This is a genomic window from Glycomyces dulcitolivorans (genome assembly GCF_003265355.1).
GTDB classification, from domain to species: Bacteria; Actinomycetota; Actinomycetes; order Mycobacteriales; family Micromonosporaceae; genus Glycomyces; species Glycomyces dulcitolivorans.
In genome coordinates this window covers 24780-50265 of record NZ_QFRW01000083.1, presented here as the reverse complement: position 1 = coordinate 50265, position 25486 = coordinate 24780, and the positions used below count along the sequence as shown (strand labels likewise).

Below are 25486 nucleotides of genomic sequence, written 5' to 3'. Positions count from 1 at the left end.
TCATGCCCGTCATCGCCATCGTCGGGGCCGGTCCCGGCCTCGGATACGAGATCGCCCGCGCCTTCGGCGCCAAGGGCTTCACCGTCGCCCTCCTCGCCCGCAGCGCCGAGAAGCTCGACGCCCTCGCCGCCAAGCTCGAAGGCGAGGGCATCGAGGCCGCCGGATTCACCGCCGACATCACCCGGCCCGAGACCATCGCCGCAGCGTTCACGCAGATCAAGGACCGCTTCGGGCGCATCGACGTCCTGGAGTTCTCTCCCGCCGATGCGACCCTGGGCGCGGCCGGCGTCCTGGACGTGACCCCGGAGAACCTGCAGCCGCAGTTCGACTTCTACCTCGGCGCGATCGCGGCGGTCAAGCAGGTCGCCCCCGACATGATCACGGCGAAGGACGGCACGATCCTCATCACCACCGGCGGCGGCTCGATCGACCCGGTCCCGTTCCTGGCCAACATCAACGTCGCCGCGGCCGGGCTCCGCAACTGGACCCTGAACCTGCACAACGAACTCAAAGCACACGGCGTCTACGTCGCCCACCTCGCGATCACCGCCTGGATCGGCGCCGGACACCCCGACGCCGAACCCGACGTCATCGCCCGCAACTACATCGAGCTCTACCAGACCCGCACCGAACCCGAACACCACCACATCGCACTCGACCAATAGCCCGCCTGGGTTCAGGCAGTCGGGATGGTCCAGTCCTGCCGTGCGGCCCACTGCGCAAACGTGGTCGTGGTCAGGCCGTAGCGGGCCGCGTGGTGCGGGCGCGCGGGGTATCCGACGCGGTCGTTCCAGACCTGGCTGTCCGCAAAGGGTGCGCCCAAGCGCTGCTCCTGCTCCTTCCAGGAGAGGGAGACGGCGGTGATCTCGCGGCCAGCGGCTTTGGAGAGCGCGTCCGCGATTTCAGGGAAGGTCAATACGTCGCCTGAGAACTCGATCTCGGCTTCGCGGAACTCCACGGGATCGGCCACGGCGGCGGCGACGGCTGCACCGAAGTCGTCGGCGTTGATGAGCGCCAGCTTGGCCTGCGGGCTCGTAGCCGTGATCAGTTTGCCCTCGGCCAGGCCGGGGGACTGGGTGTCCTGCCTGGCGGGAAGAAAGTTGTCCATGTAGAAGGCGGGTTTGAAAATGGTCCAGTGGTCCAGGCCCGCTTGCCGGATCGCGTCCTCGGCGGCCTCCTTCTCGTCCCAGTACGCCGTCATCAGGTCGCCCAGCTCGTAGCCCGGGTGCTGGCTGCGCCACCCGGTCGCGGACACGGAGGTGTGGATGATCTGCGTGAGACCGGCCCGCTTGGCCGCGGTGGCGATGTTGCGGGCTTTGCGCTGCTCGGCACCCGGATCGGCCGGGTCGACACCTGCCAGCTGCATGGAAAAGACCGTGTCGTGCCCGGCCGCGGCAGCCTCCCGTTCGAGCGGGCCCGCGCGATCGCCGGTCCGCCTCGCTCAATCGGACGACGTGAGCGGGGTCCAGACGCCGAACCACTGTTCGGCGTCCCATTCCTCGAACCGCTTCACTACGGTGAACCCCAGCTTCGCCGCCAGGCGCAACGAGGGTTCGTTGGCGGTCTGCGTCGTGAGCACGACCGGCTCGCCGGGCAATGCTCGGGCGCACCACTCCAGTGCGGCCGCGCACGCCTCGGCAGCGTACCCGTTTCCCCACGCCTGCGGCAGAAACATGTACCCCAGCTCAACCTCCGAGGCCCCCGGGCGGACGTGGACCGGATGTTCGCGATCGCGACGGTCAAGCGTGACGATCCCGATCATCGCCCCGTCGAGATCGACCGCGAACAGGCCGGGACGCCGCTTCGGGACCTGGGGCATCGCACGTTCGAACTCCTCACGCGGTCGAGGGCCGCCGATGTAAGCGCCTACCTCGGGGGAGGTGAACAGCTCGATGATCGCCGCCCTGTCTCCCACCTCGGGCTCGCGAAGCACGAGCCGCTCGGTCTTGATCGGGTCGGGCGGCCAGGCGACAGGTCCGAGTTCAGGCATGGCAGACAACCTACCGCCACCGTGAAAGCGATCCGAACGAACCAGGGTCTGTCCTGTGAGTCGTTGAGCCAGCTCATGGATCGGGGATCATATCGTGCGGTTGGCGGGCTCGATGGCTCGTTCCTTTACGGCTGGGGACGATCTGGGCGTCACGGTGGTCGCGGACAGGAGTGCGCCCAGGCCGCAGAGCACAGCGGTCCAACCCAGGGCGGCACCGGGGGTGGTGTGGTCGGCGAGTGCGCCGGCGAGCCAGGGGCCCGCCGTCTGTCCGGCGGCGAATACGGCGGTGAAGACCGCCATGGTGCCGGTCAGCCGCTCCGGCGGCGTGGCGGCCCCCACGAGCGCGGTGACCGCGGCCGGGACGGCCATGAAGGTCGCGCCGTAGACGAGCGCGGACGTCATCACGACCGGTTGGGCGGGTGCGAGCAGCGGGAGTGCGGCGGTGGCAGCGATGACGCCGAGCAGAACGGCGAGGAGCCGACCGCCCGGCCGCCGAGCGATATGCCGCTGCCACAGGGCGGGTGCGGCCATGACCGCGACACCGAGCAGTGTCCAGGTGAGCGTCGTCTGCGTCGTCGTCGCGTGCCGGTCGGCGAGGTAGGCGGACAGGAACGTGATGTACGTGATGTAGCCGGCGGCGAACAGCAGGTATGCGACCGCGACCGCCCAGAGTCGATGGCCTGCGGCCGTATGCGTGTTGCTTGCGGAGGTTTCGGGGGGACGGGCGGCGGTCCAGCTCACCGCCGCGGCCAGGCCGCCCGCCGCGGCGAGTCCCGCCCAGGCAAGCGGCCAGCGTTCGGGGTGCTGGTCGAGCAGGAGCGGGAGGGCCGCGCCGCTGAGTGCGATCCCGAGTCCCGTGCCGGCGAAGTAGACGATGGTCGGTGTCATGACGGCCCCGGCGACGAATACGAGCGCTCCGGCGAACCCGGCCAGGGCCCTGGCAGCGAGCAGTGCGGGGTACTCGCCGCTCGCGGCGGTGGCGGCGAGCGCGACCGCGCACAGGACCATCCCCAGTCGGAACGTCGCAGCGGTGCCGATCCTCCGGGACACCGCGGCCGTGGTCATCGCGCCGACGAGGTAGCCGAAGCCGTTCGCTGTGGTCATCGCGCCGGCCTGGGTCAGGTTCCACCCCAGCTGGTCGCTCATGGCCGGCAGCACCAGCCCGTAGGCGAAACGGCCGAGCCCCAGTGCCGACGCGGTCCCCAGCGCGAGTCGCGCTGATCGCCAAGCGTTCTCGGTCACGAGGACGTCCGCAGGTGCCGGCCGATGAAGTCCACAATGGTGCGAGCCAGCTCGAGGCGGTGATCGGACAGCGCGTGATCGGTCGGAAAGACCCGGTCCTCCAGTCGGCCGACCGGATGTGCTCGATACGCCGCGACCAGCGGCCGGTGGTGCAACTCGGCGGGTGTGACGGGATCCCGGCCGGTGCCGATCAGGAGGACCGGCCGATCAGCCAGGCGGGGCGCGAGCCGGGCCAGGCTCCACGCCTGCCCGGCGGCCTCCATCTCGGCGACGAGCGCCTCGCCGCTGGTGCCCCGCAGCGGCAGCAGCTCGCCGTCCCAGTCCTCGACATACGCGGACCGTTGCGCCGGATCCGCACGGCTGAGCGAGGCCGCCGCGCCGAAGTCGAAGCCGGCTACTGAGACGACCGCGCCGACGGCCGCATCAGCGGCAGCCGCCATCAGCGCCGCGAAACCACCGAGGCTGTGGCCCACGACCGCCACCTTCCCGGGATCGAGGCGGTGGGTGGAGCAGAACTCGCGCTCGCGCACCGCGGCCGCCACGCGGGCGGCGTCGTCGAGCACGTTGCGCCATGACCAGGAACCGCCCACGCCCCAAGAGCCGCGGTAGTGGAACACCAGTGCCGCGTATCCGGCCCGGCGCAGCGCCTGGGCGAGGTCGAAGTTGCGCTCGTTCCCTGGAAACCCGTGCAGCAGCACCGCGATCGGATGCGGGCCGGGGCCGGCCGGCACGTGCAGGACGCCCAGCAGCGTCTCGCCGCCGCTGGTGAAGGTCACCGCTGGGGTGCTCGCCACCGGCGTGACCGTGGGCAGGGGGTCGCTTACGAGGAAGTCGGTCGACATGCGCGCCTCTCAGATGGTACCGATCAGTTCGATGTGAGGCTAGCAGCAGCTTCGAACCGATCGGTACCATGTGTGGCATGCCAGTTCCCAAAGGCGCCGTGCTCGATCCCGCCCAGACCCGCGCGGCCATCCTCGATGCGGCCACCGTCCTGCTCTATCAGCGCGGCCTCGACGGCATCGGGGTGGCAAAGCTCTGCGCGGCCATCGGCATCTCCAAAGAGACGCTGTACCGCCACTTCGGCTCCAAGGACGGGCTCGTGCAGGACGTCCTGGATGCCCGCCACGACCGACTGGCGCGGTCGCTCGACGACGCGGTCGACGCCGGCGCCGATCCCACCGACCAGCTCGCCGCCGTGTTCGACGTCCTTGCACGCTGGCACGCCGAGCCCGACTTCCGGGGCTGCGCCATCCTCAACGCGGCCACGCAGCACCACGCCGGCCCCGCGCGCGCCGTGGCCGCCCGACTCCTGGACCACCGCCTCGACCTGCTGACCGGGATCGCGGCCCGCTCGGGCGCATCCGACCCGGCCCGCCTGGGCCGGCAACTGCTGACCCTGCTGACGGGCGCCACGGTCCTCGCCGACCACCACGGCGACGCCGACGCAGCCGAGCACGCCAAGCAAGCGGCGCTCGCTCTCCTGCGGTCCGCCGGTCCGACCGCAACGCTATAAGGGACCGACGTCCGAGCGATAATTGCACCAGCCGGGCGCAAGCGGCGCGGTCCTCACCTTCGGACCGGACCGGCCACGGGACGGCGCCGCTCCCGATGGAGCACGATCCTGCGCACCGAGCCGGTCAGGCCACGCTCTGCATTCCGACGCCACTGACGCCGCTGCGGGCGGCCTCCACCAGAGCTGCATGTAGCCGAGCTCGTCGATGCGGAGCAGGTCAACTCTGCCGTTGCCTTCGTCAGCCTGAGTCCGGACTCGAACAGGTGCGGGTGGTGGTTATCGGGCGGCTGCCACGGGGTCGGGGTTTGGGGTCGGGGCGGGCTTGGCGTCCTGGGGTGTGTGCAGGGCGCGGATGCGCCGGGCGAACATGGGCAGGGCCGAGATCGCGAGTCCCGCGGTGCCGACGGCGACGCCGATGCGGCTGTCGGCGGTCGATCCGATGAGTCCGCCGATCAGACTTCCCAAGGGCAGCACGCCGAACGTGAGGACGCGGTATCCGCCGTTGGTGCGCGCCAGGGCCCCGGGGGCGACGACCTGGCGCAGGGTGACCGACAGGACGTTCGCCGAGCCGAGCCCGATCCCGGCCGCGAACATGACGGCCGTGAACCCCGAGGCCAGCACCGCCCCGTCGCCGGGGAGCAGCGCGAGCAGAAGCGGCAGCCCGGTCGAGAACGTCAGCGACATCGCGAAGGCGTGGCCGAATCCGAAGCGCCCGGCCAGGCGCAGTGCGAGCATGGTGCCGACGAAGGCGCCCGCGCCCGAGGCGCTGAGGGCCAGACCGTACATGCCGGCGCTGAGGCCGCGGTCGTTGACGGCGTACACGATCAGGTTCACCGTCAGGATCTGCGCGGCGCCGTTGTAGAGCATGGCGTGCGCGGTGAGCGCGCGCAGGAACGGGTTCGCAGCGATCGTGCGGATGCCGCTGAAGATGCCGAGCCGCTGCTCGGGCTGGGGCGGTGCGGGTTCGGATCGACGGGCCCCGGCCACGCCGATCGCGCTGGCGAGGTAGCTGAGGGCATCGATCACGATCGCCAGCGCGGGGCCGGCCAGTTGGGCGAGGCCGCCGGCGAGGCCGGGGCCGGCGACCTGCGCGGCCGTGGACGAGCCCTGGATGTCGCGGTTGGCCGCGCCGAGGTCCTCTTCGTCGACCAGGGTCGGGACGTAGGCGAAGCCGCCGATCTCGAAGACCACACTCGCCGATCCGACGAGGAACGCGACCGCGACCAGGAGCGGCACCGACAGCGCGTCGAGGAGGTAGGCGGCGGGGACGACCAGGAGGACGGCGGCGCGGGCAAGGTCGGTGGCGACCAGGATGCGGCGGCGGCGGCGCTGTTCGAGCCAGTGGCCGACGAGCAGGGGCAGCAGGAGGTTCGGCAGGTACGCGGCGGTGGCGATCGCGGCGACGCCTGCGGCGCCTGCGTCCATGGTCAGGGTCGCCAGCAGCGGGAGGGCGACGGCGGTGACATGGGTGCCGGCCACCGAGAGGGTGTGCCCGGTCCAGAAGCGGCGGAAGTCGCGGTTGCGACGCAGCAGACCTGGAGATGTTACTACCATGAGGCTCCTTCAGGTAACGGTTACTTGTTGATAGTGCCATAGTGGTAACGTCGGGTCCATGCGGCAGCCAGGCGACCGCGCCCCGGCACCGGAGGCGCTGGTGATCCTCCAAGACCTCGTCAACACGATCGACATCGAAGAAGACCGCGATGCCCTGCGAACCGTCGGCGACCTCGCGGGGTTCTGCTCCGGGCACGGCCTCGACGACCTTGTCTTCGACGAAGCGGACGTCGACGGGGCCCGGCGGCTGCGCGAGGCGCTCCGGGAGGTGTGCCAGGCCCACACCGGCATCGACGTGCCGTCCGCGACGCAGGCCGCGCTCGACGAGCTGCTCGCCGCGGCGCCGCTGCGACTGGTCATCGGCGCCGACGGGTCGGCCCGTCCCGAACCGGCCCCGGGCCCGGCCGGTCTGCCCGCGCTCACCGCCCGGATTGCCACCGGCATCCTCACCGCGGTCGCCGACGGCACCTGGCCCCGGCTCAAGGCCTGCAACGCGCACGAATGCCGCTGGGTCTACTACGACCGCAGCCCGGCCGGGCGCAGCCGCTGGTGCACCATGAGCATCTGCGGCAGCCGCGCCAAGATGCGCAACTACCGCAACCGAAGCCGATGACACCCATAGAGAACGCAGCCACTGCGACGGCCGCTCGAGATCCCTGGTCTGCGCCTCCACGACCGAGCGGAAGAAGCGGGCCTTCCGGGTCGGGCGGCCCTTCGCCCTGCAGTCGTCGATCAGCTTCTGAAGTGGTTAGAGACCATAACCGGATATACAGGTAGTTACATCTCATGACTGATGATCCAGGTTTGGTTATCACTGGTTGCGACCAGAAATCCCCGGTCCCAGTCCCCCAAGCTCAGTCAAAAGCTGCTTTTGAGTGATGGCGGTACATCTGGAGTTTGATCCGAGCCTGAAGTGTCCGGTTCTTCTCGGCAGGGGCCGGCGGTGGCCGGTGGCGAGAACCTTCCCAGACCGCGGGTCGTGCCGGCGGGTTGGTCGAGACGACGCCTGCGGGTCAGGCCCCTTGGGCACGGCCGTCCCGATATCGGCGGGGATCGGCCCCCAGCTTCAGGGAACTGCCGGCCCCAGCAAGGACTGATTTTCTCGGCCGGGTTCGAGAGCATTTCGGCCCTGCCGAGTGTCGGGTTCCTTCAGTGCTTTCCCGGGTGCCTTGGCGCCCACTACGTAGCGTGGGTCCGATCTTCCGACTTCCGACCCTGGCATGAGGAGACCCCATCTCAGAACCGTCCCGGCCTCCGGCCAAGCCCGAGGTCGTCACCGTGACGCAGGCGCTGCTGTGGGTCCACTTCGCCCACGGGTTCGCCGTCATGGGATACGAGTTCATCCGAACGCAGTCCGGGGGCAAGGGGTTGGTCGGGCGCCGGTTGTCACAGCGGCGAGGATCAGGTGCCACTGTCGCTGGTGACCTCGATGTTCGCGAGGTTCGGCGACACGCTCCGGGCGAGTTCGCCGGCTTGGTCCAGATCCGTGCCCGCAGCCACGACGATGCCCGCGCGGTCAGGGGCCAGGCCCGCGCTGACGACCGAGTACTCAGCGGCCACCGCCTCATAGGCGGCGATCGCCGCGGCGGGGACATTCCCGTCCTGGCCGGTTTCGACCCTGAGCGACGGCCTCGTATCCTGCCTGGTGTTGACCAGCAGATACGTTACGGCCGAGGAGAACGGCCGGTACAGGTCGGCATCGGCGGCCATGTCCTTGAACAATGCCAGCGCGCTTGCGGCATCGACCGCAACGATCTCGACGTTCCAGTCGTCTTCGTTCCGGTATCCGTTGCCGATGAGGCCGCTCGCCACCCGGTCGTCAGCTGCCAGCGACTCCCACAGCGCCACTACGTCACCGGTGCGCCCGCTGTCCGGGGCGACGGCGAAGGTGATGCCGTCCGCCGAGATCTCGCCGGTGACCTCGTCGTGGTCGGCGATGTACTCCCCGAGCTCGTTCGCCAGCTCGGCCACGCGGTCGGTCGAAGCGCCGTCCTCGAGAATCAGCGTGCCAGTCGCCGATCCGGCGAAGGGCAGCGTGTTGTCGCCGTGGGTGTCGATCTCCGCGACATCGGGGGCGTCGGCCCAGTCTTCCTCGAAGTCCGCGGCGAGCGCCGTGCCCTTGTCGATTGCGCACCCGGCCAAGAGGGTCAGGCCCAGCGCGAGCGTTGTGGTCCGCATGAGCCATCGCAGGGCGTCCGTATTCAGTGTCATCTCCTTGGAAGCGGGCCGAGCCTGGTCGGCGACCTCGGCTATCGCGGTGTCGTGCCGCTCACCCCGTATCGGAGGCCGGACTACCGCGAGCTGACCGCCGCCGAGGGGCTGCCGCCGCTGGGTCGTCGAGCAGGGTATCGCACATCTTTGCTCGTGGAAGGTTCTCGCCACCGGCTACCGCCGGCTCGCAGTCCGCCATGGGGCCACCATCCTCGACCGGCAACCAGGCTCGTAGATACGGCCTAAAGCCGGGACCCCTCCCTCGGCTCCCGGGATAGCGTCCTTATTGCGGTTGCGGGCCTCGGAAACAAAGGTAGATGTGGGCGCCGTCCGCCAGCCAAAAAACCAGCCATTTGGATCTAAGAACCATGACTATTGATGCCCACCGTTGACCAATAGTAACGACATCATGGTATGTTTTACCTGCGAGAACGGCTCTCATAACGGACAAAGCTGCCCTCCAAATAGACTTGAGGTGCTAGTGTCCTATTATGGACGTGGGGGTTCAAGTCCCCCCTCGCGCACAATGAGAGCATTATCCTGACTCGGATGATGTTGATAATCATTACCAGTGGCGCGGCTCGCAAGAGCCGCGCCACTGGCGTTTCTACGCTCCATAAACCTGATCACTGGACCCGCCGCCTCACCGTGTTCGACTCCGAGCACCATCGGCCCGAATTGGCTTTTGTCGAGGAACAGCGTTCCGAAGCAGATCTGGTTGAGCGTCCGCCGCTGGTCATCAGACGCCTCGACGTAGACCCGCTTCGGCGAAGCAAGCAGTTCAAGGAGCAGTCCCACGGCGCCCTGCGCTGACTGGAGCCGGTCTGAATGAGCGTCTTTGAGCTTCGCCGTGATGGCTTCCCGTTGATCCCGCAGCCGGCGGATCTTCTCCGTCAGCATGTCCGTCGGCCAGTCGGGGTGCCCGATGAGCTCGACGCACTGCTCTTCCGAGATCGTGATCCGGCGAAGCTCCCGCTCAAGCTCACGCCGCATAGCGGTCGTCACCGCTCCCTCCGCTTCAAGTGCGCACGCAAGATCCGTACGAACCCGGTCAGCCTCGATGCGGTCGATGCCGAGTGTCGCCGAATGCACCGCAACTTGGTCCTCGACCGCAGGGACTTGCAGGCGGGGGAGGTCGCACGCTCCTTCAGCCCGACCGAGGCACAGGTAGTAGAAGTAGAACCGCCCCGTCTTTGACTTCGCCCGCTCCAACGTCAGGAGCCGCCGACAGCGGGCGCACCGTACGGTCCCCTTGAGGTAGTGCTGCCACTTGCGATCCCGCGTACCGGCGTTCCGCTGCCGGTAGAGCACCTGCTGCACCTGCTCGAACAGCTCTGGTGCCACCAGGGCCTCATGCCGTCCCTCGTACTCCTGCCCCTTGTAGGGGACCTTCCCCAGGTAGTAGCGATCCCGCAGGATCTTCCCTATGGCGTGGATAGACAGTTCGCTCCCGGCTGGGTACGCCTTCGTCGGCCGCGTCCGCAGCCCTGCGTCAATCGAAGCCTGGCGCAACTGCACGAAGGTGAACCGCCCGGTGGCGTACTTCTCGAAGATCGCTTTGACCAACTGCGCCCGTTCAGGATCGGGAATCACCGTCCGCACGGGCCGACCCTCGACGGTCTCGGTCACGTTCAAGTACCCCAACCGAGCCCGGTTCGGCGTCCCACCCCGCTGTGCCTTCGCCTCCATCTTGTAGGTGATATCGTCCCCGGCCGCACGGGACTGGTACTCGTTCACCACATCGAGGATTCCGGCCAGCATGTCGCCGGATATCGAGTCGGCGGTCGGGTCCTTCACCGACAGCAGCGAGACACCGAGCTGCTTGAGTTCCCTTCGGGTGAGTGCCGCATCGGCCGCGTTGCGAAAGATCCGCGACCGCATGTAGATGACGATCGCATCGACATCACGCCGCTTCCGCACGCGCTCCATCATCGTGTTGAACCGTGGCCTGCGGTCGATCGTCTTCGCGGACTTGCCCGGCTCGACGTATTCCTCGACTACTTCCAGCCCGAGCTCGCCAGCCAGCTGCATGCACGCTTTCCGCTGCGCTGGAATGGAGTTCCCCTCGGGGTCGTAGTCGGTGTTGACCTGCTTCGGGTCTGACACCCGAAGGTAGAGCACTGCTCGACCACCCCGAGTGATCTTGTCGCCCTGGTTGGTCTGCTTTCGCGAAGTCATCTGCCGTCCGCCCTCTCCGCCTCATCGATTCGGTAGACGCCCTGGCGCGGATGCGGCCCGCTGGGGTCGCGCTTGCGGTCGGCTATCGCGATGAGCAGGTGCGCGAGCTGGCGCGTGTCGATCGTCTCGCGCCGCTCGCCGGTGACCCGTATCGAGTCGTCACGGCAGCTCATCGCACCCACCGCCCGCTAAGACCGCAGGCCAGGGCGTCTGTGCCGACCGTAGCGAGACTTCGCCGCAGCGACGAGCACTCGGCATTCCCGTCGATTCGAAGGGCAGGAGAATGCTGACGTCGAACTTTGGTTCGGTGATTCGGCGAGAACGGCAGGCACGCGGAAGTCAGGTAGAACAAGGCGAGGTCTCGTCGCTACCGATACAGCCTGGACAGGCATCCATTTTACCGGCGGGAGCGCTCGAGCTCAACCTGCCGCTGTTGGAGGCAGAGCTGGCAGGTAGAGAAGCTGCCTCTTCGCGAAGGTTACTGGCTTGGTTACCGGCCACCTACGAATCTCGACATGCGAGCGGTGGTTCAGCGTGCGAGGACTCGTGACACTGCTACGAAGATCCGCAGTGTGCCTCCGATTGACTGCCTTGCAGCAGTTCTGCGATCTCGATCCTGCACCCCTTCCGGACCGGGGCTTCCAGACTGGGGCTTCCAGATCCCCCCTTCCACGGCTACTTCCACGTCACCAAGCCCAGTAACCAAGCGTTTCCGCAGGATGAGCGGCAGTTTAAGCCAGCCGTAGAAACTCGAATATATACATACCCCCCGAAGACGCTATAGGGAAAAGTTGCCCAGCGGCACCTCAGACTGGGCCTGAAGCCATGCCTGCGCGCCGAAGCGACAGCAGAAGCCACCTTGAGACCGGGGCCTCCCCAAGCTCGTCAAGGTTACTGATCCAGCGGGCTTCGGCGAGCTCAGGCGAGCAGGTGACGCTCCTCGCGGGAGCAGTGGCAATCAGAATGGTCAACGTGTCCCGCTTCGCCTCCAGAGCCGTCGCAACGGTGTCCAGAACGGTGAACGAGGACGAAGGTATCGCAATGCCCAGCTCCTCACCTACCTCGCGTGCAGCGGCCTGCTGAGGCGTCTCACGCTCTGGACGAAAGCCCCCACCCGGCAGTCCCCAGCGGCGGGTGTCCGCGTACGAGTGCCTGACAACAAGAAATCGGGTGGGCTCGTCGGGATGAAGCAACAGAGCCTTGACACCGAACGTCGTGGGCCTGCGGATACGCCACCACCACCGCATCACCGGCGAGATCACTCGAAGCACCGGTGCGGGGAGACGGACGAACCTCATCGGCCGAGTATGACGGTCCGGTAATGCGGATCGTCGTACCGGTAGCGGGCCATTACCCGCCGGCCGGTGAACGGCTGCCGAGCATGAACCATGATCCGGTTGTTCACGATGACCAGATCACCTGGCCGCCACCGATGAACCACTGCGACGGCATCAGACAGGTGCGATTCCACGCAGGCGTACATCTGCGCCTCCGTTAGACCGTTCGGGAGGGGGTGTTCAACCGAGTTGGTCTCCAGCGCTGATCGATAACGCAGCACCGGCCCGTGTTCGGGATCAATCGCGATCAAGGGGTGCGTGGCGGTGCTTGAGCGCCACATCGTGGCATAGGTGATCCTGACGTGCTCCAACTCCGGGCGCTCCTCCAGAAGCGCGCTGGCCGCCAATCGCCCGTCGTACAGGCAGGTTGCTCCGCCTTTTGCGGCCGCCTCCAAGCACCCCAGCGCGAAGTAGCGGAGCGGCTCAAGATCGTCGAGCTGCTCAGTGTGCCGAGGCAGCCAATCGACGGAGTCCATTCCTTCAAGCAGCCTCGATCCCATCGAGGCTGCCCCGATATGGGCTCCGAACTGCTCGGCTAGAGCAGTCAACGCCTCGAATGTCGCGTCGGTCCGCACCAGGGCATATCCGCGAACTTCCAAATCCTGCATCAGGTCATCGAGATCAAGAGCGACAGCAGACACAGGTCTCCTTTGACGTCGTGAGAATGCGGGGCCGCCGCCCACCCGGCGACCCCGCGAAGGGGGAGGAGGTCAGATCAGCCCTCGCTCGGCTGCCCGGGTCAGGATGGCTTCCGATTCGAATCGCCAGAGCCGTCTGCGCTCCTCTGGGGTGCCCTTCCAGCCAGGTCTTGTCGCCATGCCGCAGATTCGTCCAGCATCGTGAAGAAGGTCGGCGACCGGGGTGAGGACGTTCTCGATGTTCACGACGCTCAAGACCGCGTGCTCTGAAGCCACCGTCGGCTCAACGGCGAACCGGAAGCCGTCGACGTTGAACGTGCCGACCACGCTTGATGGCAGTGAAGGAGTCGGCGCTTCCCGAACACCTTCGGCATGCCAGACTGCAAAGAGCGAGGCGATCTGACTACGCTGCTGCGCCTTCCACGCATCGGTCTGTTCGGACCAGAGGACCTCCCACCCAACCTCCCGAACGACCCCTCCGGAGTGCACGGCGTAGCCGATCTTGACCGGATGCCCGTTGTAGTCCAACCAGACTGAGGCATACCCCGTCCTGCGACGGGCCTTGAGCGACAACCAGTTTCCCGTGCTCGACTGCCACCGCCCCAACACCTCGAAGCCGCTTTTGCCTCCGCTACCAGCTACCTGCGCACCCTGACCCGCCACGGGCAAGCTCCCCTCGTACGTCCCCATCGACAACACCGCTCAAGTCAGCAACCCAATCCCGGCGTAGTCCTATGGTCACGAATCTGGAGATTCGTCAGCTAGCCCTCTTTTGGTATCTCACGATGAGATGTAGGCTCGATTCCATGGACATTCCGATGTTCGTGCCGGTCGATCTGCCAGACACCCTCTGGAACCGCGACGCCATGCGCCAGGCCCTCGCCGCCCGCGACATCGCCGCTGTCTTCGGCCTCGCGCGCCAATACGGCGGCCTCTCCCAATCCCGCATAGGCATCGCCACAGGCATCGGCCAGGGCCGCACCAACGAAGTCTTCAACGGCAAACGCAAGATCGTCAGCATCGAAGTCCTCGAACGCATCGCCGACGGCCTCGGCATGCCCGACCGCGCCCGTCAACTCCTCGGTCTCGCCCCCGCCATAGGCGAACCCCAGGACTCCGAAGCCCAAGCTGCCCGCATCGGCATCACCAGAGTCTTCGCCGCCCAAGCCACCGCCGCTCAAGAGATCCGCGACGCCGCCTGGCAAGCCCGAGAAGTCGACCTCCTCGCCGTCCGAGCCCTCGGCCTGATCGGCCTCAACGACTCACTCCTCCGCGAACCCCTCACCACCGAACGCCCCGAACCCGTCAAAGTCCGAGTCCTACTCCTCGACCCCGAATCGGCCGCCGCATCCCACCGAGCCCGAGAGATCGGCGAGTCAGAAGAAACCTTCAAGGCCGGCATCCACCTATCGATAGCCCGCCTCCGCGAACTCACCGACAACCCGAACCTCAACCTCAGCGTCGCCCTCTACAACATGCTCCCCACCTGGCGACTCTTCCGCATCGACCAGACCATCTACCTCTCAATGTTCAACGGCGCCACCGAAGGCCACCAATCAGCCATCTACCGCCTCAGCGCCGCCCAGTACAACCTCCTCCACACCGGCTTCACCCGCCAATACGAAGACCTCTGGACCACCGCTGAACACCTGATCTGAGAGGAGCCCGCCATGATCGAAGCAGAACTCAAAGCTCGTGTAAAGGACATAGAAACGGTCCGAGCTTGGCTTCAAGCTCGAGCCAAGGAAGAGAGAGCCACTTACAATGACACTTACTACGACTGGCCCGATCATCGCCTAAATACGGAAGGCCGAGAAATCCGCGTCCGGACCATCACAACTACGGATGGCAAGATCGATCTCCTAACATACAAGAGACCTCCGGTGGAAATCAAAAGCGGATCAAAGCCTGAGTTTGAGTCAACTATCACTGACCCTATGGTTGTTAAATTCATGTTGGAAGATCTCGGATTGATCGAGCTAGTTCGGATTACCAAGTATTGTCAGAACTACAGTTTTCACTATGATGGCCGCCTGGTCATTGCCACACTTGTGGTTGTTCCTGAACTCAATGGAACATTTATCGAGGTTGAAACTCAAGCAGATCCTGACGAGCTCGGTCCCGCTCTAGAGGTGGTTCAATCAGTTATGGTAGATCTTGCAGTTATTGACGATCTAGAATCTGCCGCATACACTGAATCGGTTATTCAAGCTCGAACCTAAGCAACGATATTGGAAAGTGTCACTGATATTCTCCTGTTGCCTGGGGACGGTCTAAGGAATGGCAGTGATAGGTCTTTCTATGACTGTTGATTTTTGTCGGGCGGCTGCTCAAGCTGCTGTTCGCGTTTGCGCTGCTCATCCTTGATCCGCTCGACTTTCTCTGCGAACCGTGCATATGAGGGGATGAGATCGTCATCAGATTTTCTCTTATATTCGTAGATTCCAAGTTCGACTGCAGTGTGCTCATGCTCTATATCATCGGCCGCTTGTTGTGAGTTCATACTGCGCTCTTTGTGTTTGAAATACCCGGACATCCCCGCAGAGATTCCAACCGTGAGGGCGATAATAGGCGCCACTGCGCGCAATACTTCAAATTGGCCGGCCGCACTTGTGACGCTGGTAGTGATAATTGATCCGATGATTACAAGAGTTTGATAGAAGTTGTGAATCCTACGAAATTTTCCGGCTTTGGATCGATATTCTTCGATGTCTGATAGAATTGAAGAATGATAATTTCGCAATATGACGAGATCTCCCGACTGCGTCATTCTTGAAATCAGTATCTTTCGTGACGCCCTGCAGCGGAATATTTTCCTGTATAGTTCACGTTCTCGTTTTAGGCGTCGAATGAGCACCATCAAATAGCTGATCCATATTGCCAGAAACACCGCTGCGGCGCCAATGGATGCTGCTAGTTGCCAGATCTTTTCTTCGATAAGGTCGGCATACAAGGAGTATATGAATATTCCGGCAATTAGGATGGAAGAAATTAGAGAAGTGGTTAGTGAAAACCTTATCCACCACTTGTTTACTTCAATGTCGCGCTGAGCATCTCGAACTTGCTCGTCGACTTCGTCAATGTCATGTTGCAGTGTCGTATCAGATTCTGCGCCGGGCATGCGACCTCGTTTTGATTGAGCGGCTAGAGTCTCGTCCTTAATACTCTCTAACTCGCGCTCCATCGCCTGTCTGTTACCTGACACAAGGTGGTCTGTATGGTTCAGCGGGCCGGAATCTACGATTTGAACGCCCCGCAAAGGAAGCCCACAGCCAGCGTTTCTGGGCGCCCGCTGAGGCCCGGGCCGAGCGCTACGCACGCGCCGCCTGAACCTCAACCGTTTCGAGATCCGTGTCCAGCATCCTTGCTGCACCTCACCGCCGGCCGACTTCGAGATCCCGAACAGTGGGGCGATCCGGTGCAAGGTCAGGTTGGTAGACCAGTAGGTCGCGACCAGCAGCACCTGGTCGGCCAGTTGCAGGCTCCAAAGACGACCTGGCCGAAGAGGATCGGGGCTTTCGCCAGCTAGCGCGATCGCAGCCACGAGAACGGCTCGAGCCGGGACCCCTCACGCGCCTTCACCACATCTACCGCGAAATCGTAAAGTCCAGCATCCCAACGGAATCAAGTAGACCGGTCTCACAACGCAAGGCTCAGTGACGCAGGTTCAGCATCTTGACCTGGACATGCCGTAGCAGGGCGATGGCGTCACCACAGCTGAGACCCGTGGTCGCTTCTCAGTCGAAGCCCGAACCGTAGATGTCGCTGCTGAACAGGATCTCGCAAGCCAGCTGGTTCCGTTTGAGGCCGACCTCGGCGATATACTCTTCCAGGTCCACTCGGGCTGCTATGTCGTGGCAGCGCTTGACCATGTCGTTCGCATCTGCGAAGCCGACGAACACCGCCAACGGGTCGGTGACCTGAGCCGGACCACCGCTCTCTTCAAGCACACGAGCGAAGAACTCCCGCTCATCATGGTCAAACCTCAGTGCGATTATCTCCGCCATGCCTCGTCTGCCCACGCCCGATCAGGCTACCTTCGGGCTCCTCCATGACAGCAGAGAATCGGGACAGGCTTAGGTCGTGTTTACGAACTGAGGAAGCCTCTTCTTGAATCTGTTGTGCTGCAACGGATTTCAACAGGAGGCTTCTGTGTCGAGCCTATCAGGGCGCGGGGATCTGACCGATAAGCAGTGGGAACGCCTGCGCAGGTGGATCCCCGCTCCGGCAACGACCGCCCGGCCGATCACCAGGTCGAGGCGCCAACTGGTCAACGGTGTCGCCTGGCGGGTCCGCGTCGGATCGCCCTGGCGCGACATCCCCGAGGCATACGGGCCCTGGCCGACGGTCTACCGGCCCTTCGCCACCTGACAACTGCTGGGCACCTGGGCACTGATGGTGAAGCCGATCCTGGCGTTCCTTGACCGGCAGGCCCGTCTGACCTGGACCGTCAGCGTCGACTCCACGACCATCCGCGCCCACCAGGCCGCGGCCGGAGCGCGGCGCCGCCCGGTCCCCGGCGAACCCGTAGACCATGCCCTCGGACGCTCACGTGGCGGCTGGACCACCAAGATCCACCTCGCCGCCGACACCACCCAGACCATCATGGCGCTCAAGCTCACCGCCGGTCAGCGGGCCGACTCGCCCCAGCTCGGGCCGGTGCTCGATGTGATCAGCGTGCCTCGGTCCGGAGCCGGCCGGCCCCGCACCCGGCCGGTCACCGTCCTGGCCGACAAGGGCTATCCGAGCCGGGCGAACCGCACCTACCTGCTCAAGCGCGGGATCCAGGCAGTGATTCCGGACCGGAAGGACCAGCGGCGCAACCGCAAGGCCAAGGGCCGCCTCGGCGTACGGCCCCCGGCCTTCGATACCGAGGTCTGCAAACAGCGCAACACCGTCGAGCGGACCATCGGCCGCCTCAAGCGATACCGCGCCGTCTCGACCAGGTTCGACAAGCTGGCTGTCCGATACGAGGCCACCATCCAGATCGCGACCATCCTCGACTGGAAACCGACTTCGTAAACACGACCTAATCCGCCAACTGTGGGCTGGAGAGCTCCGGTCCGGTGGTCAGAGGCCGACCTCGAAGCTTCTCCTTGGAGAACCGAATCAGGTTGGTCGAGGGTGGAAAACCGTCGCCTACTCATCAGCACCGTGGTTCAGCTTGCTCCAACTTTCCGTACGGCGAGCCGACAGGGACGAGCCCCCCGATCCTCATAGCACTTTTTCGGACCGATCGACACATGGTGGTTGGAGCGGATTTCACCCGGTCGGTGGCGGTGGTCTTATCAATAGTTATACCTATATGCGCCTAAATTCGACGTTTTAGATAGATTCTAGTCGGACAATTTGGGGAATCTTACGAGTAGATTACTTGTAACTCTTAAGCATCAGTAGTCTCTAATTTACTCAGATGACTATGCGGGGAGGTGCGACGCCACCGTTCACTGCGGTAAAGTGAGTCCATGTCAAATCCCTCTCTGGGCGAAGCCCTGTCAAGCCTTAGAAATGAACTTCGTGATGCACATCTCACATCTGATCCTGAGCTTCGATTGGTAATCAAAGAGATTCAACTAGACCTTGCGGTTGAGTTTGTAGGAGATGTTGAAGTCAAGGCCGGGGCTACTGCATGGCGGGTTCTGAAAGCCGAGGCATCGGGGAGAGTGTCTTCAACCAATTCTCACCACATATCATTGAAAATTGAGCCGGAGCTCGTGAAAAATGAAACCGCTCGCGTAAGTTTCGAGGTTTCTACGGAGCCAATTCGAGACACAATTTAGAATCCTTGTGATATGACAGCAAATCTCTCCGATGCTGTGGGTTCTCGTGCGGTAAAGATCAAGATCCGAAATAAGGATGACAATGAGAATCTGATCGGCAGTGGTTATTTGATATCCGAGACGTTGGTGCTCACTGCCGAGCATGTTGTCAAACCCTATGAAGAATCACGATTGATTGTGGCGCTGCTGGATGGCTCGAAGCGGTCGGTTGCTAAAGTCATCTCGCTTAGCGGTGGAAACTCGCCTATTGACGTCGTGGCAATTCGCATAACACCTGGCATTGAAATGATGCAAAAAGCCATCGGGGCCGTATTCAGGGGAGACCAACCTCTTGAGCAATGCTCTATCGTCGGGTTCCCTCGTGCAAACGCTCGAGATGGTGGAGTACCTGCAACCCATGTAGAGGCCCGACTTCAGCCGATCTCGGGCGGAGAAACGGGAGATCTATCGCTGCAAATTACGTCTCCACTTCCCCGTCAAGAAGACGGATGGAAAGGGATCTCGGGTTCCGCGGTGATTGACCCGGAAGGTAAAATACTTGGAATCGTGCCGACGCGCTCGGTAGGCTGGTACGGGGTATTGGATGCAATTCCCATCTCGGTTATCAGAGACGCTGCGATAGGTACGAAGGCAGTTGATGTTGCGGAACTGGTAATCGCTGAAGTATTTACCAACGACAGCCTGCTCGATCCCGACAAGGTGAACCCCCGCCTTTTGGATATCCGCCGACGTTCACTCTTCGAGGCTCTACACTTTAGGAATCGTGTCGTCCCATTCGTAGCAGATCAGCATAGAACGCGAATCATTCACGATTTGCTTGGCTGGACGAAAGTTTCGATTCTTGAACCCGACGTTCAAGTCAGCGTCTTGACCGGCCCCGCCGGCACGGGCAAGTCAAGGCTTGCAACCGAGATCTGCGATCAGCTTCTAAAGGAGCGATCGAATTGGCGTGCTGGATTCATCGATTACGAGAAGCTTCCGATCGCGGCAGTTCCTCGACAGCCCCTCTTTGCTATTTGCGACTACCCTGAGCGAGAACCTGAGGCTATCGGTGAATACCTTGCTCGAATTCAGAAGCTTCAATTCGGAAACAAGCTTCAGGCGCCAGTACGGTTTCTGCTTCTCGCCCGTCACGACGGAAGCTGGCTTCAAAGGCTCTGCGATCGTGCTGAAGATGATCAAGCTCTCAGGATTAGTCATCAGTCCCTCAATCTAACCGACTTCGAATTCGAAGAACGGTACCGTCATGCAGAAGCGTCGTACAAGGCGTTCTGCTCTGCGCTCGGCGTTTCGGAAAAACATGCGCCTTATCTTGATTTCGAGTGGCAGACATATGATCGCCCATTGACCGTTCATATCAAGGCACTGCTGGCAGCGTGCGGGGATGATCTTAGCGAGATCAACCAAACTGGTTCAATGAATCAGCTTTTGGATAGGCTGATTCGCCGCGAGAGCAAGCGTTGGCTAAATTACCGAACGGAAGCTGGAAGACCGGTATTCGAGGACCGACAAGAGGGGATGGAGGCTCTCTGTGTTACCACCCTCACTGCCCCAGCAAAGCAGCACCTTCCCGAACTGCTTCAGACGACCGAAGTGTTCAGATCAGTAACCAGCAAGACTCTTGTCGCAACCGCCAACGCTCTCGCGGACCTCTATCCCGGGTCCCACGAATCAGTCCAACCGAACAGCCCGGCCGAGCCGCACGTGGCACCCATTGAACCAGACCTGATCGCCGCCCGACTACTGGCGACCACTCCACGGCGGCCTGAGATCATCCGAAGGCTTGTGGGAAGTCGCCTGGTAAATGCCTTCCCTTCTTATCACGCGCGTCTACTGCTGACACTCATGCTTGCCGCAGACGACTATCCTGAAGTGAAGGATGATCTCGAAAGAAACCTTGCCGCGTCCCTAGCTGCAATCGTCGAAGCGCCGCTCCGAAGTCGTACCCTAATTGAACTACTCGAACAGGGACTGGGTAACCTTGTGGGTGTTTTGCTCCGAGGATCGGCAGGTGGACAGCACGTCGGAGCAGTTCGACAAACGGTATCCGCGTTGAGAATCCCGGAAACCCTCCGTAGTCCACGAATCACAACTGCGGCGGCAGAGCTTCTGGAGCGAATTGATCCGGGCGAATTCGACTCTACGACTTTGGCTTTGGCCGAGGTGCTCTCACGGCTCGCCGTCCAACATTGGGAGGGTCAGTATGCGGCTTCCCCCACGCTGTTCTCGAGGCAGCTCTCAGAGGCTCATGCGCGCCTATCCCACTGGCGCTTTCTTATCCGCGATGTCAGCGGCATGATTGAATCTTCCAGGAGATGCGTCGAGATTCTTGAGGCCCATTGGCCAGACAACCCTGAGCGATTTCTCCCGGCGTTGGCTCGAGGCTACCTAATGTTCAGCAAGCGTCTCGTTGCCGTGGACCACAAGACAATTTCTCCATTCAGCCCTGGTTTGTATGCGGTGAGGACATACAAAGAAGTGGTTGAAATCAACAGGGCTTTCCGCTCGGAATACGCTGAAGCTCTGTCTCATTACTCCTACCTGCTGGGGAAGAGTTCGTACAAGGCTATGGCTGTTACTCCGACGATAGATGCAATCGTTGAATACACTGATGTTGTTAATTCGGGTCGACTTCGTGCTCTGATGCCACTGTCATATCAACTAAGGCAATTGGCCCGCCGTATTGACTCCACGATTTGGAGTCGAGGGTTGGATGGTCCCGTGCTGGGGGCGGTACGTCCGTATGTGCGTAAGAGAGTCTTGAATCCTCTAGAATATGCCGATTCTCTTCACCAGGCAATGGACAGATTGATTTCAGTCTTGTGTCGATCATTCGAGGAGCATAAGGATGCTAAGGGGATTCAGGAGCAGCTGGAGAAGTTGAAAGAGTCGTTCCACGTTGAGCCGATTCGAGGGATCTGGGACTTGGCGGAGCTGATCGAGACTTACTATTTCCCCACTGCAGTCACCGAGTGAATGAGCTCCGTCCTGCGGAGGCGTGTCCCGCCAGGTCCATACGCGGGCAAAATGTACGTGAGAAGTTCCAGAAGCTTTCGGGAGATCAGGTCTGAGGGCTGAACACTGCTTGAGTTCATAAGGCCATCGACCCGAGCCCACTCAGCAACGCCCTGACCTGGGGTGATGGGTTTAGGTAGGGCATCGCTAGGTGCACAGAATTTGTTATCCGAACCCGGCAGGTTACCCTGCCGGGTTCGGTGTTCTTGTTACCAGTCCTGCTCGAAGGTGTCTTCGTCGTCTTGGGGTCTGCCGTTGTCGATGAGGAGCATGTCGCTGAGGAAGCAGGTGACGGCTCCGGTGTCGTCTCGGCCGATCCAGGTCGGGTAGGAGCCATCGCCGTAGTAGCAGTTGTAGGCGTAGAGGTTGTGGTCAGTTCTGGGGATCGCGAACTCTTCGCGGAGCGGCATCTCGTCGATGAGGCGGTGGAGGTCACCGTCGATGTGTGCGATGAGTGGCTCCTGGGCGGAGTCGTCCATGAGACAACCTAGGCCAGCATCGACTCCGAATCCGTAGAATTGCCCTTCTTCGAGGAGGCTCATGTCCTGCCCTGGGCGGAGGGCCATCTCCCATGTCAAGGTCGGCTGGTCGGAGATCCTGAGCAGGTATCCGGCGCCGGCCCAAGAGTCGTTCGATTCGCTGTGGATCTGGATCTCCAGGACCGGGTACTCGCCAGGCTCGACGGATACCGTGAAGGGTTCGAGTCTCTTGAGCCAAGTCGGATCGCACGCGACCAGTTTCCCTGTGGGAAGGCCGAGAAGACCCAGGTATTCATGTCGGACACGCATGCGTGAGCCGGAATCTTCGTGGACGACGCTGGCATCCTCGACCAGCAGTTGGTCGAGGTAGGGAGCTTGGAACGACATTGGGGGGTCCCAGGGTCGTTTCGCGCGCTCATCGAAGGGAAGGCGCTGGATGGGTGTGCCGACGGTGAGGGCCAGCGAGTCTGCGCCTTCCAGCAGGACACCCCAGCGTTCGAAGGACACAGCGGGGCGGACGAATTGCTCGAACGGCTCGTGCTTTGACGTGTGTCCGCCTCCACCTCCTCGGGAGCGGTGGTAGATCTGGGTGCGACCATTGAACTGCCGCTTGAAGGTCCTGCGAGGGACAGTTGGCGTCCCATCTGGTTCACCGTCGTCGTACTGCCATTCGGTGAGCTTCCGCTCGAAGAGCGAGCCGCCATCCATCCGGACGTAAACGGCACGGGTGCTGCGCCGTCCATGGTCGTCGAACGTCCATCGGGCCAGGTAATTCTGCCGCCAGGCGATGTCGAGGATGAATCGCGGGCGGTCGTCGTCAACGATCAGCACTGAGTAGGGATGGCCCATCTCGTTTCTGCTTCGTGCTTCCTCTCGGCTGAGGAGACCGATCGGCCTTGCTTTCTCGCCGTCCCAGCCTTCGCAGTACATCGCTGTCCAAGTGTTGCTCATGTGTGGGATGTTATTGAAGAGGCCCGACACCCCTCCTGTGGGCGTCTGGTCGAGGTTCGATCTCATACTGGTGCTTGGAGGATTCCGGCTGCTGGGCTTGCAGAGAATGAAGCCTTTGGTGCAGTGCCGTTTGTCTCTGATTCTGACTTTGGTGATGGTTTGTGGATCTGTTGCGACGCGTGGCAAGATGTCAGACTCACTTGCATGGGTCTTGCGGATCGAATCTTCAGTAGGAGAGATCGCCGACAGTCGAGGGAGACCGGCCATTCCCCTTATGTCGAGTACACCATTGCGATTGAATCCAGTCCGCTGGTGAAGATTTCAGGGACCACGACGGTTGCGGCATTGGCGGTAGAAGCACTGGTCAAACGTCATGGAACCGCTCAACGAGCTCTGCTTGAGGTTGGCTCGAAGTTGGTTCGGGAGCCTGACAACCCAGTAGATCCGCTGGCGGTCGCGGTTTGGGTCGAGGGGGAGCGGGTCGGGTACCTGCCTGGGTACCTTGCCAAATCCCTCCCCCTTCGCGCGGGCGAGGCCTGGCCGGTTCCCTTGCAGTTGTTCAGCGTCGTGCAGGGTCATGGGATTCGGGGCGAGGCATGGGTCTGGCTGGGTGAAGGGCCGCCTCAGTGGGAGTACAGCGCTGCCAACCCTCCGCCGTTGACAACGGAGGAGAAGCGGGCTGCGGAGCATCGAGCACGTTCTGAAATGGTCCGGAAGGGCCTCTTCGAGGGCGGCTCTCGCGAGCGAGAGCTTCGAGCCGGGATGGTGAACGGGGTCCATTATCTGGAGCTCGTCGAACCCATCAAGCAGTTGAAGCGTGAGGGGAAACTCCGCGAAGCACTGGTGCTCTGCTACGGGGCCATCGAGGCCGCGGAACGCGGTGCCGACGGGAGGGAGTCAGCTCCTTGGTATACGGAACAGGCAGCCATCGTGCACCGCAAGCTGGGCGAACGCGATGAAGAGATCGCCGTACTTCGCCGCTGGATCGAGTTCGCACCCGCGGATCGACGAGACGGGCGGATCTCCGAGCGCTTGTCGAAGTTGTTGGGCAGCAGCTAGCGGTCGCCTTGGAACCGGACGAAGTTCCGAGCATTTTCAGGCCGGGTCGGCGTACACGGTGCTCAGTTGAGCAAGTAGGGCGGTGACCTGGGGTGATGGGTTTAGGTAGGGCATCGCTAGGTGCACAGATAAGAAGGCCCTGGTAACAGAGCCTTTTTTGTGTCCTCTGGTTCGGTTAGGCGGTACGGAGCCTTCCGCGCAGCCACGAGGCGATCTGGAGGAGCGCGCCCAGGGCGATCGTCCCCACGAGGAGGTACAGGAGCACCTCGTCCGTGGTGGCGATCGCCGATTCCAGGTGTTCGCCGGTCCGCAATTGCGGTACCTGGACGCTGATCGCGAAGGCCGCGCAGCCCAGGGCGGGCAGGCCGTAGGCGAGGCGGCGGCTGGGCAGGGGCCAGGCGGCCGCGATGAGGACCGCCGCGGTGGCGGCGTACGCCGCGGTGAAGCCGGGTGACGCCGTCTCGTTCGGATTGGCGGCGCCCAGGAAGTACACGGCGGTGACGAAGAGCGAGAGCAGCATCGCGGCCAGGGCGCCTCCTTCGGCGAGGTAGGTCTTGACGCGTGGGCGCGGCATTCGCCATGAGGCCCAGAGCAACCAGGGGGCGGGCAGGGACAGGAGCGCGATGCCGAGCGCGGTCTGGACCGGGCCGGACAGCTCCCCGTCCAGGTCGAGCCAGCCCACGAGAAGGAAGAACCATGCGAACGGGGCGAGTCCCCAGAGGACGGCGGGCACGATGCCCTTTGCGGCGGTGGTCTGCGAAGTCGTGTTCATGGGGCCAGTGTCGCAACCGTGCGCAAGGGCCTCACCACGGAAATCGCGCCTCAGTTGTACCGCTCCTACAACGGATCCCTGCGATCGGGGCGCGATGCCCCCGTTTTTTCTCGGATATCCACAAGCGGTCTGCCGCGGTCGCCCGGTCGGACCGTTGATGGACCCTCGGACTTGCAGTTTCTCGGTAACCTGCGGTCATGTCCACAATCCCTGTCAAGGCGAAATGGTCCCGCGGCCGAAAACTCGCGATTGCCGCCCTCTGCGCGGGAGTGGCGGCGGCCGGGACGCTCGCATACGTTCTCCTTCGCGGAGACGAGGCCACGACTCCCGAGTTCCACGGCGACGACCATGTGATCATCTATCTCGATCGCGACATCGAGGACGACGTCCTGGAGCAGCTCGAATCGGCGCTCCAAGAGCATCCGCTGATCGAGGAGGTCGAGTTCGAGTCCCAGGCGGAAGCCTTGGAGCGATTCCAGGACACCTTCGAAGACTCCCCGGACCTCGTGGATTCCGTAGAGGCCGATCAGCTCCCGGCAGCCTTCCGAATCACACTGACCGATGCCGACAGGTCCGTGGAGATCGTCGAAGAGTTCCAGGACGCCGAGGGCGTCTACGAGATCAGCGACCTCATGGAGCTCTACCGGTACTGGGTGCCGGCCTGCATCGAGTTCGAGGACGAGGGCATCGGTCCTGCCGAGGGCGACACCGAGTCGCTCCTCTACGAGGCGCAGCAGGTATGCAGCAGCTTCGGTTACGAACTCTGA

The 25486-nt window shown here is 63.0% G+C and carries 23 protein-coding genes and 3 pseudogenes; 10 read left to right on the top strand and 16 right to left on the bottom strand.

Features of this window, described 5'->3' with window-relative positions:
• The first annotated feature begins 2 nt into the window (after window positions 1-2).
• The gene (locus DI269_RS08715; RefSeq protein WP_112134811.1) at window positions 3-665 is read left to right on the top strand and encodes an SDR family NAD(P)-dependent oxidoreductase; all 663 of its coding nucleotides are present in this window, start codon (window positions 3-5) and stop codon (window positions 663-665) included.
• Window positions 666-676: 11 nt separating this feature from the next.
• Here DI269_RS08715 and DI269_RS08710 read toward each other — a convergent pair.
• From DI269_RS08710 to DI269_RS08695, 4 genes and pseudogenes are all read right to left on the bottom strand, one after another.
• Window positions 677-1405 (bottom strand): annotated as a pseudogene (locus tag DI269_RS08710) (NmrA family NAD(P)-binding protein); the annotation flags it as partial.
• 36 nt (window positions 1406-1441) lie between these two features.
• A complete protein-coding gene (locus DI269_RS08705; protein WP_112134807.1) occupies window positions 1442-1990 on the bottom strand; it encodes a GNAT family N-acetyltransferase in 549 nt (182 codons plus the stop codon).
• An 87-nt stretch (window positions 1991-2077) separates the two neighbouring features.
• On the bottom strand, window positions 2078-3232 hold the full coding sequence (locus DI269_RS08700; protein ID WP_112134805.1) for a YbfB/YjiJ family MFS transporter: 1155 nt from the start codon (window positions 3230-3232) through the stop codon (window positions 2078-2080).
• The gene (locus DI269_RS08695) at window positions 3229-4074 is read right to left on the bottom strand and encodes an alpha/beta hydrolase family protein (RefSeq protein ID WP_112134803.1); all 846 of its coding nucleotides are present in this window, start codon (window positions 4072-4074) and stop codon (window positions 3229-3231) included. Before DI269_RS08695 ends, DI269_RS08700 begins: the two co-directional genes overlap by 4 nt.
• A gap of 77 nt (window positions 4075-4151) precedes the next feature.
• Between DI269_RS08695 and DI269_RS08690 the strand changes: the two genes are divergently transcribed.
• Window positions 4152-4745: a TetR/AcrR family transcriptional regulator gene (locus tag DI269_RS08690; RefSeq protein WP_112134801.1), complete on the top strand. Its 594-nt coding sequence runs from the start codon at window positions 4152-4154 to the stop codon at window positions 4743-4745.
• Window positions 4746-5021: 276 nt separating this feature from the next.
• Here the strand turns inward: DI269_RS08690 and DI269_RS08685 are convergent, their stop codons facing one another.
• Entirely contained in the window at window positions 5022-6299 is a 1278-nt protein-coding gene (locus tag DI269_RS08685; RefSeq protein ID WP_112134799.1) for an MFS transporter, read from the bottom strand.
• Between the two features lie 58 nt (window positions 6300-6357).
• Between DI269_RS08685 and DI269_RS08680 the strand changes: the two genes are divergently transcribed.
• The gene (locus tag DI269_RS08680; RefSeq protein WP_112134797.1) at window positions 6358-6912 is read left to right on the top strand and encodes a CGNR zinc finger domain-containing protein; all 555 of its coding nucleotides are present in this window, start codon (window positions 6358-6360) and stop codon (window positions 6910-6912) included.
• A 788-nt stretch (window positions 6913-7700) separates the two neighbouring features.
• Here the strand turns inward: DI269_RS08680 and DI269_RS08675 are convergent.
• The 6 genes from DI269_RS08675 to DI269_RS08655 all read right to left on the bottom strand — a co-directional run bounded on the left by DI269_RS08675 (window position 7701) and on the right by DI269_RS08655 (window position 13191).
• Complete coding sequence (locus DI269_RS08675) at window positions 7701-8510, bottom strand: hypothetical protein (RefSeq protein ID WP_157974852.1); 810 nt, start codon at window positions 8508-8510, stop codon at window positions 7701-7703.
• 489 nt (window positions 8511-8999) lie between these two features.
• Entirely contained in the window at window positions 9000-10688 is a 1689-nt protein-coding gene (locus DI269_RS08670; protein WP_112134793.1) for a recombinase family protein, read from the bottom strand.
• Window positions 10685-10861 carry a hypothetical protein gene (locus DI269_RS26930; RefSeq protein WP_157974851.1) on the bottom strand — a complete coding sequence of 59 codons (177 nt, stop codon included), beginning with the start codon at window positions 10859-10861 and terminating at the stop codon, window positions 10685-10687. Before DI269_RS26930 ends, DI269_RS08670 begins: the two co-directional genes overlap by 4 nt.
• Window positions 10862-11494: 633 nt before the next feature.
• On the bottom strand, window positions 11495-11986 hold the full coding sequence (locus tag DI269_RS08665) for an NUDIX domain-containing protein (protein ID WP_112134791.1): 492 nt from the start codon (window positions 11984-11986) through the stop codon (window positions 11495-11497).
• Window positions 11983-12666 carry a TauD/TfdA family dioxygenase gene (locus DI269_RS08660; RefSeq protein WP_112134790.1) on the bottom strand — a complete coding sequence of 228 codons (684 nt, stop codon included), beginning with the start codon at window positions 12664-12666 and terminating at the stop codon, window positions 11983-11985. The genes DI269_RS08665 and DI269_RS08660 overlap by 4 nt, the downstream gene beginning before the upstream one ends.
• A gap of 69 nt (window positions 12667-12735) precedes the next feature.
• Window positions 12736-13191 carry a hypothetical protein gene (locus tag DI269_RS08655; RefSeq protein WP_157974850.1) on the bottom strand — a complete coding sequence of 152 codons (456 nt, stop codon included), beginning with the start codon at window positions 13189-13191 and terminating at the stop codon, window positions 12736-12738.
• Window positions 13192-13397: 206 nt separating this feature from the next.
• On the opposite strand from DI269_RS08655, the gene DI269_RS08650 reads away from it, so the two are divergent.
• On the top strand, window positions 13398-14321 hold the full coding sequence (locus DI269_RS08650; protein ID WP_198667265.1) for a helix-turn-helix domain-containing protein: 924 nt from the start codon (window positions 13398-13400) through the stop codon (window positions 14319-14321).
• A gap of 12 nt (window positions 14322-14333) precedes the next feature.
• Complete coding sequence (locus tag DI269_RS08645; protein ID WP_112134784.1) at window positions 14334-14885, top strand: class IV adenylate cyclase; 552 nt, start codon at window positions 14334-14336, stop codon at window positions 14883-14885.
• Window positions 14886-14962: 77 nt separating this feature from the next.
• Here DI269_RS08645 and DI269_RS29030 read toward each other — a convergent pair whose 3' ends face one another.
• The 3 genes and pseudogenes from DI269_RS29030 to DI269_RS08630 form a co-directional block, all read right to left on the bottom strand.
• Entirely contained in the window at window positions 14963-15784 is an 822-nt protein-coding gene (locus tag DI269_RS29030; protein WP_408612281.1) for a DUF4231 domain-containing protein, read from the bottom strand.
• Between the two features lie 249 nt (window positions 15785-16033).
• A pseudogene (locus DI269_RS28125) lies at window positions 16034-16168 on the bottom strand (transposase family protein); the annotation flags it as partial.
• Window positions 16169-16400: 232 nt separating this feature from the next.
• A complete protein-coding gene (locus DI269_RS08630; RefSeq protein ID WP_157974849.1) occupies window positions 16401-16685 on the bottom strand; it encodes a hypothetical protein in 285 nt (94 codons plus the stop codon).
• Between the two features lie 130 nt (window positions 16686-16815).
• On the opposite strand from DI269_RS08630, the pseudogene DI269_RS08625 reads away from it, so the two are divergent.
• From DI269_RS08625 to DI269_RS08620, 3 genes and pseudogenes are all read left to right on the top strand, one after another.
• A pseudogene (locus tag DI269_RS08625) lies at window positions 16816-17685 on the top strand (IS5 family transposase).
• A 443-nt stretch (window positions 17686-18128) separates the two neighbouring features.
• On the top strand, window positions 18129-18443 hold the full coding sequence (locus DI269_RS26925) for a trypco2 family protein (RefSeq protein ID WP_157974848.1): 315 nt from the start codon (window positions 18129-18131) through the stop codon (window positions 18441-18443).
• A gap of 12 nt (window positions 18444-18455) precedes the next feature.
• The gene (locus tag DI269_RS08620) at window positions 18456-21419 is read left to right on the top strand and encodes a S1 family peptidase (protein WP_112134961.1); all 2964 of its coding nucleotides are present in this window, start codon (window positions 18456-18458) and stop codon (window positions 21417-21419) included.
• A 248-nt stretch (window positions 21420-21667) separates the two neighbouring features.
• Here DI269_RS08620 and DI269_RS08615 read toward each other — a convergent pair whose 3' ends face one another.
• A complete protein-coding gene (locus DI269_RS08615; RefSeq protein ID WP_157974847.1) occupies window positions 21668-22888 on the bottom strand; it encodes a DUF4241 domain-containing protein in 1221 nt (406 codons plus the stop codon).
• A 204-nt stretch (window positions 22889-23092) separates the two neighbouring features.
• Between DI269_RS08615 and DI269_RS26920 the strand changes: the two genes are divergently transcribed.
• A complete protein-coding gene (locus DI269_RS26920; RefSeq protein WP_157974846.1) occupies window positions 23093-23947 on the top strand; it encodes a hypothetical protein in 855 nt (284 codons plus the stop codon).
• A 175-nt stretch (window positions 23948-24122) separates the two neighbouring features.
• Here the strand turns inward: DI269_RS26920 and DI269_RS08605 are convergent, their stop codons facing one another.
• The gene (locus DI269_RS08605; protein WP_112134770.1) at window positions 24123-24719 is read right to left on the bottom strand and encodes a hypothetical protein; all 597 of its coding nucleotides are present in this window, start codon (window positions 24717-24719) and stop codon (window positions 24123-24125) included.
• Between the two features lie 197 nt (window positions 24720-24916).
• Between DI269_RS08605 and DI269_RS08600 the strand changes: the two genes are divergently transcribed.
• On the top strand, window positions 24917-25486 hold the full coding sequence (locus DI269_RS08600) for a permease-like cell division protein FtsX (RefSeq protein ID WP_157974845.1): 570 nt from the start codon (window positions 24917-24919) through the stop codon (window positions 25484-25486).

Coding starts and splice junctions, on each gene's coding strand:
- DI269_RS08715 (WP_112134811.1), top strand. CDS start 3: ATGCCCGTCATCGCCATCGTCGGGGCCGGTCCCGGCCTCGGATACGAG.
- DI269_RS08705 (WP_112134807.1), bottom strand. CDS start 1,990: ATGCCTGAACTCGGACCTGTCGCCTGGCCGCCCGACCCGATCAAGACC.
- DI269_RS08695 (WP_112134803.1), bottom strand. CDS start 4,074: ATGTCGACCGACTTCCTCGTAAGCGACCCCCTGCCCACGGTCACGCCG.
- DI269_RS08690 (WP_112134801.1), top strand. CDS start 4,152: ATGCCAGTTCCCAAAGGCGCCGTGCTCGATCCCGCCCAGACCCGCGCG.
- DI269_RS08685 (WP_112134799.1), bottom strand. CDS start 6,299: ATGGTAGTAACATCTCCAGGTCTGCTGCGTCGCAACCGCGACTTCCGC.
- DI269_RS08680 (WP_112134797.1), top strand. CDS start 6,358: ATGCGGCAGCCAGGCGACCGCGCCCCGGCACCGGAGGCGCTGGTGATC.
- DI269_RS08675 (WP_157974852.1), bottom strand. CDS start 8,510: ATGACACTGAATACGGACGCCCTGCGATGGCTCATGCGGACCACAACG.
- DI269_RS08670 (WP_112134793.1), bottom strand. CDS start 10,688: ATGACTTCGCGAAAGCAGACCAACCAGGGCGACAAGATCACTCGGGGT.
- DI269_RS26930 (WP_157974851.1), bottom strand. CDS start 10,861: ATGAGCTGCCGTGACGACTCGATACGGGTCACCGGCGAGCGGCGCGAG.
- DI269_RS08665 (WP_112134791.1), bottom strand. CDS start 11,986: ATGAGGTTCGTCCGTCTCCCCGCACCGGTGCTTCGAGTGATCTCGCCG.
- DI269_RS08650 (WP_198667265.1), top strand. CDS start 13,398: ATGGTCACGAATCTGGAGATTCGTCAGCTAGCCCTCTTTTGGTATCTC.
- DI269_RS08645 (WP_112134784.1), top strand. CDS start 14,334: ATGATCGAAGCAGAACTCAAAGCTCGTGTAAAGGACATAGAAACGGTC.
- DI269_RS29030 (WP_408612281.1), bottom strand. CDS start 15,784: ATGCCCGGCGCAGAATCTGATACGACACTGCAACATGACATTGACGAA.
- DI269_RS26925 (WP_157974848.1), top strand. CDS start 18,129: ATGTCAAATCCCTCTCTGGGCGAAGCCCTGTCAAGCCTTAGAAATGAA.
- DI269_RS08620 (WP_112134961.1), top strand. CDS start 18,456: ATGACAGCAAATCTCTCCGATGCTGTGGGTTCTCGTGCGGTAAAGATC.
- DI269_RS08615 (WP_157974847.1), bottom strand. CDS start 22,888: ATGAGCAACACTTGGACAGCGATGTACTGCGAAGGCTGGGACGGCGAG.
- DI269_RS26920 (WP_157974846.1), top strand. CDS start 23,093: ATGGGTCTTGCGGATCGAATCTTCAGTAGGAGAGATCGCCGACAGTCG.
- DI269_RS08605 (WP_112134770.1), bottom strand. CDS start 24,719: ATGAACACGACTTCGCAGACCACCGCCGCAAAGGGCATCGTGCCCGCC.
- DI269_RS08600 (WP_157974845.1), top strand. CDS start 24,917: ATGTCCACAATCCCTGTCAAGGCGAAATGGTCCCGCGGCCGAAAACTC.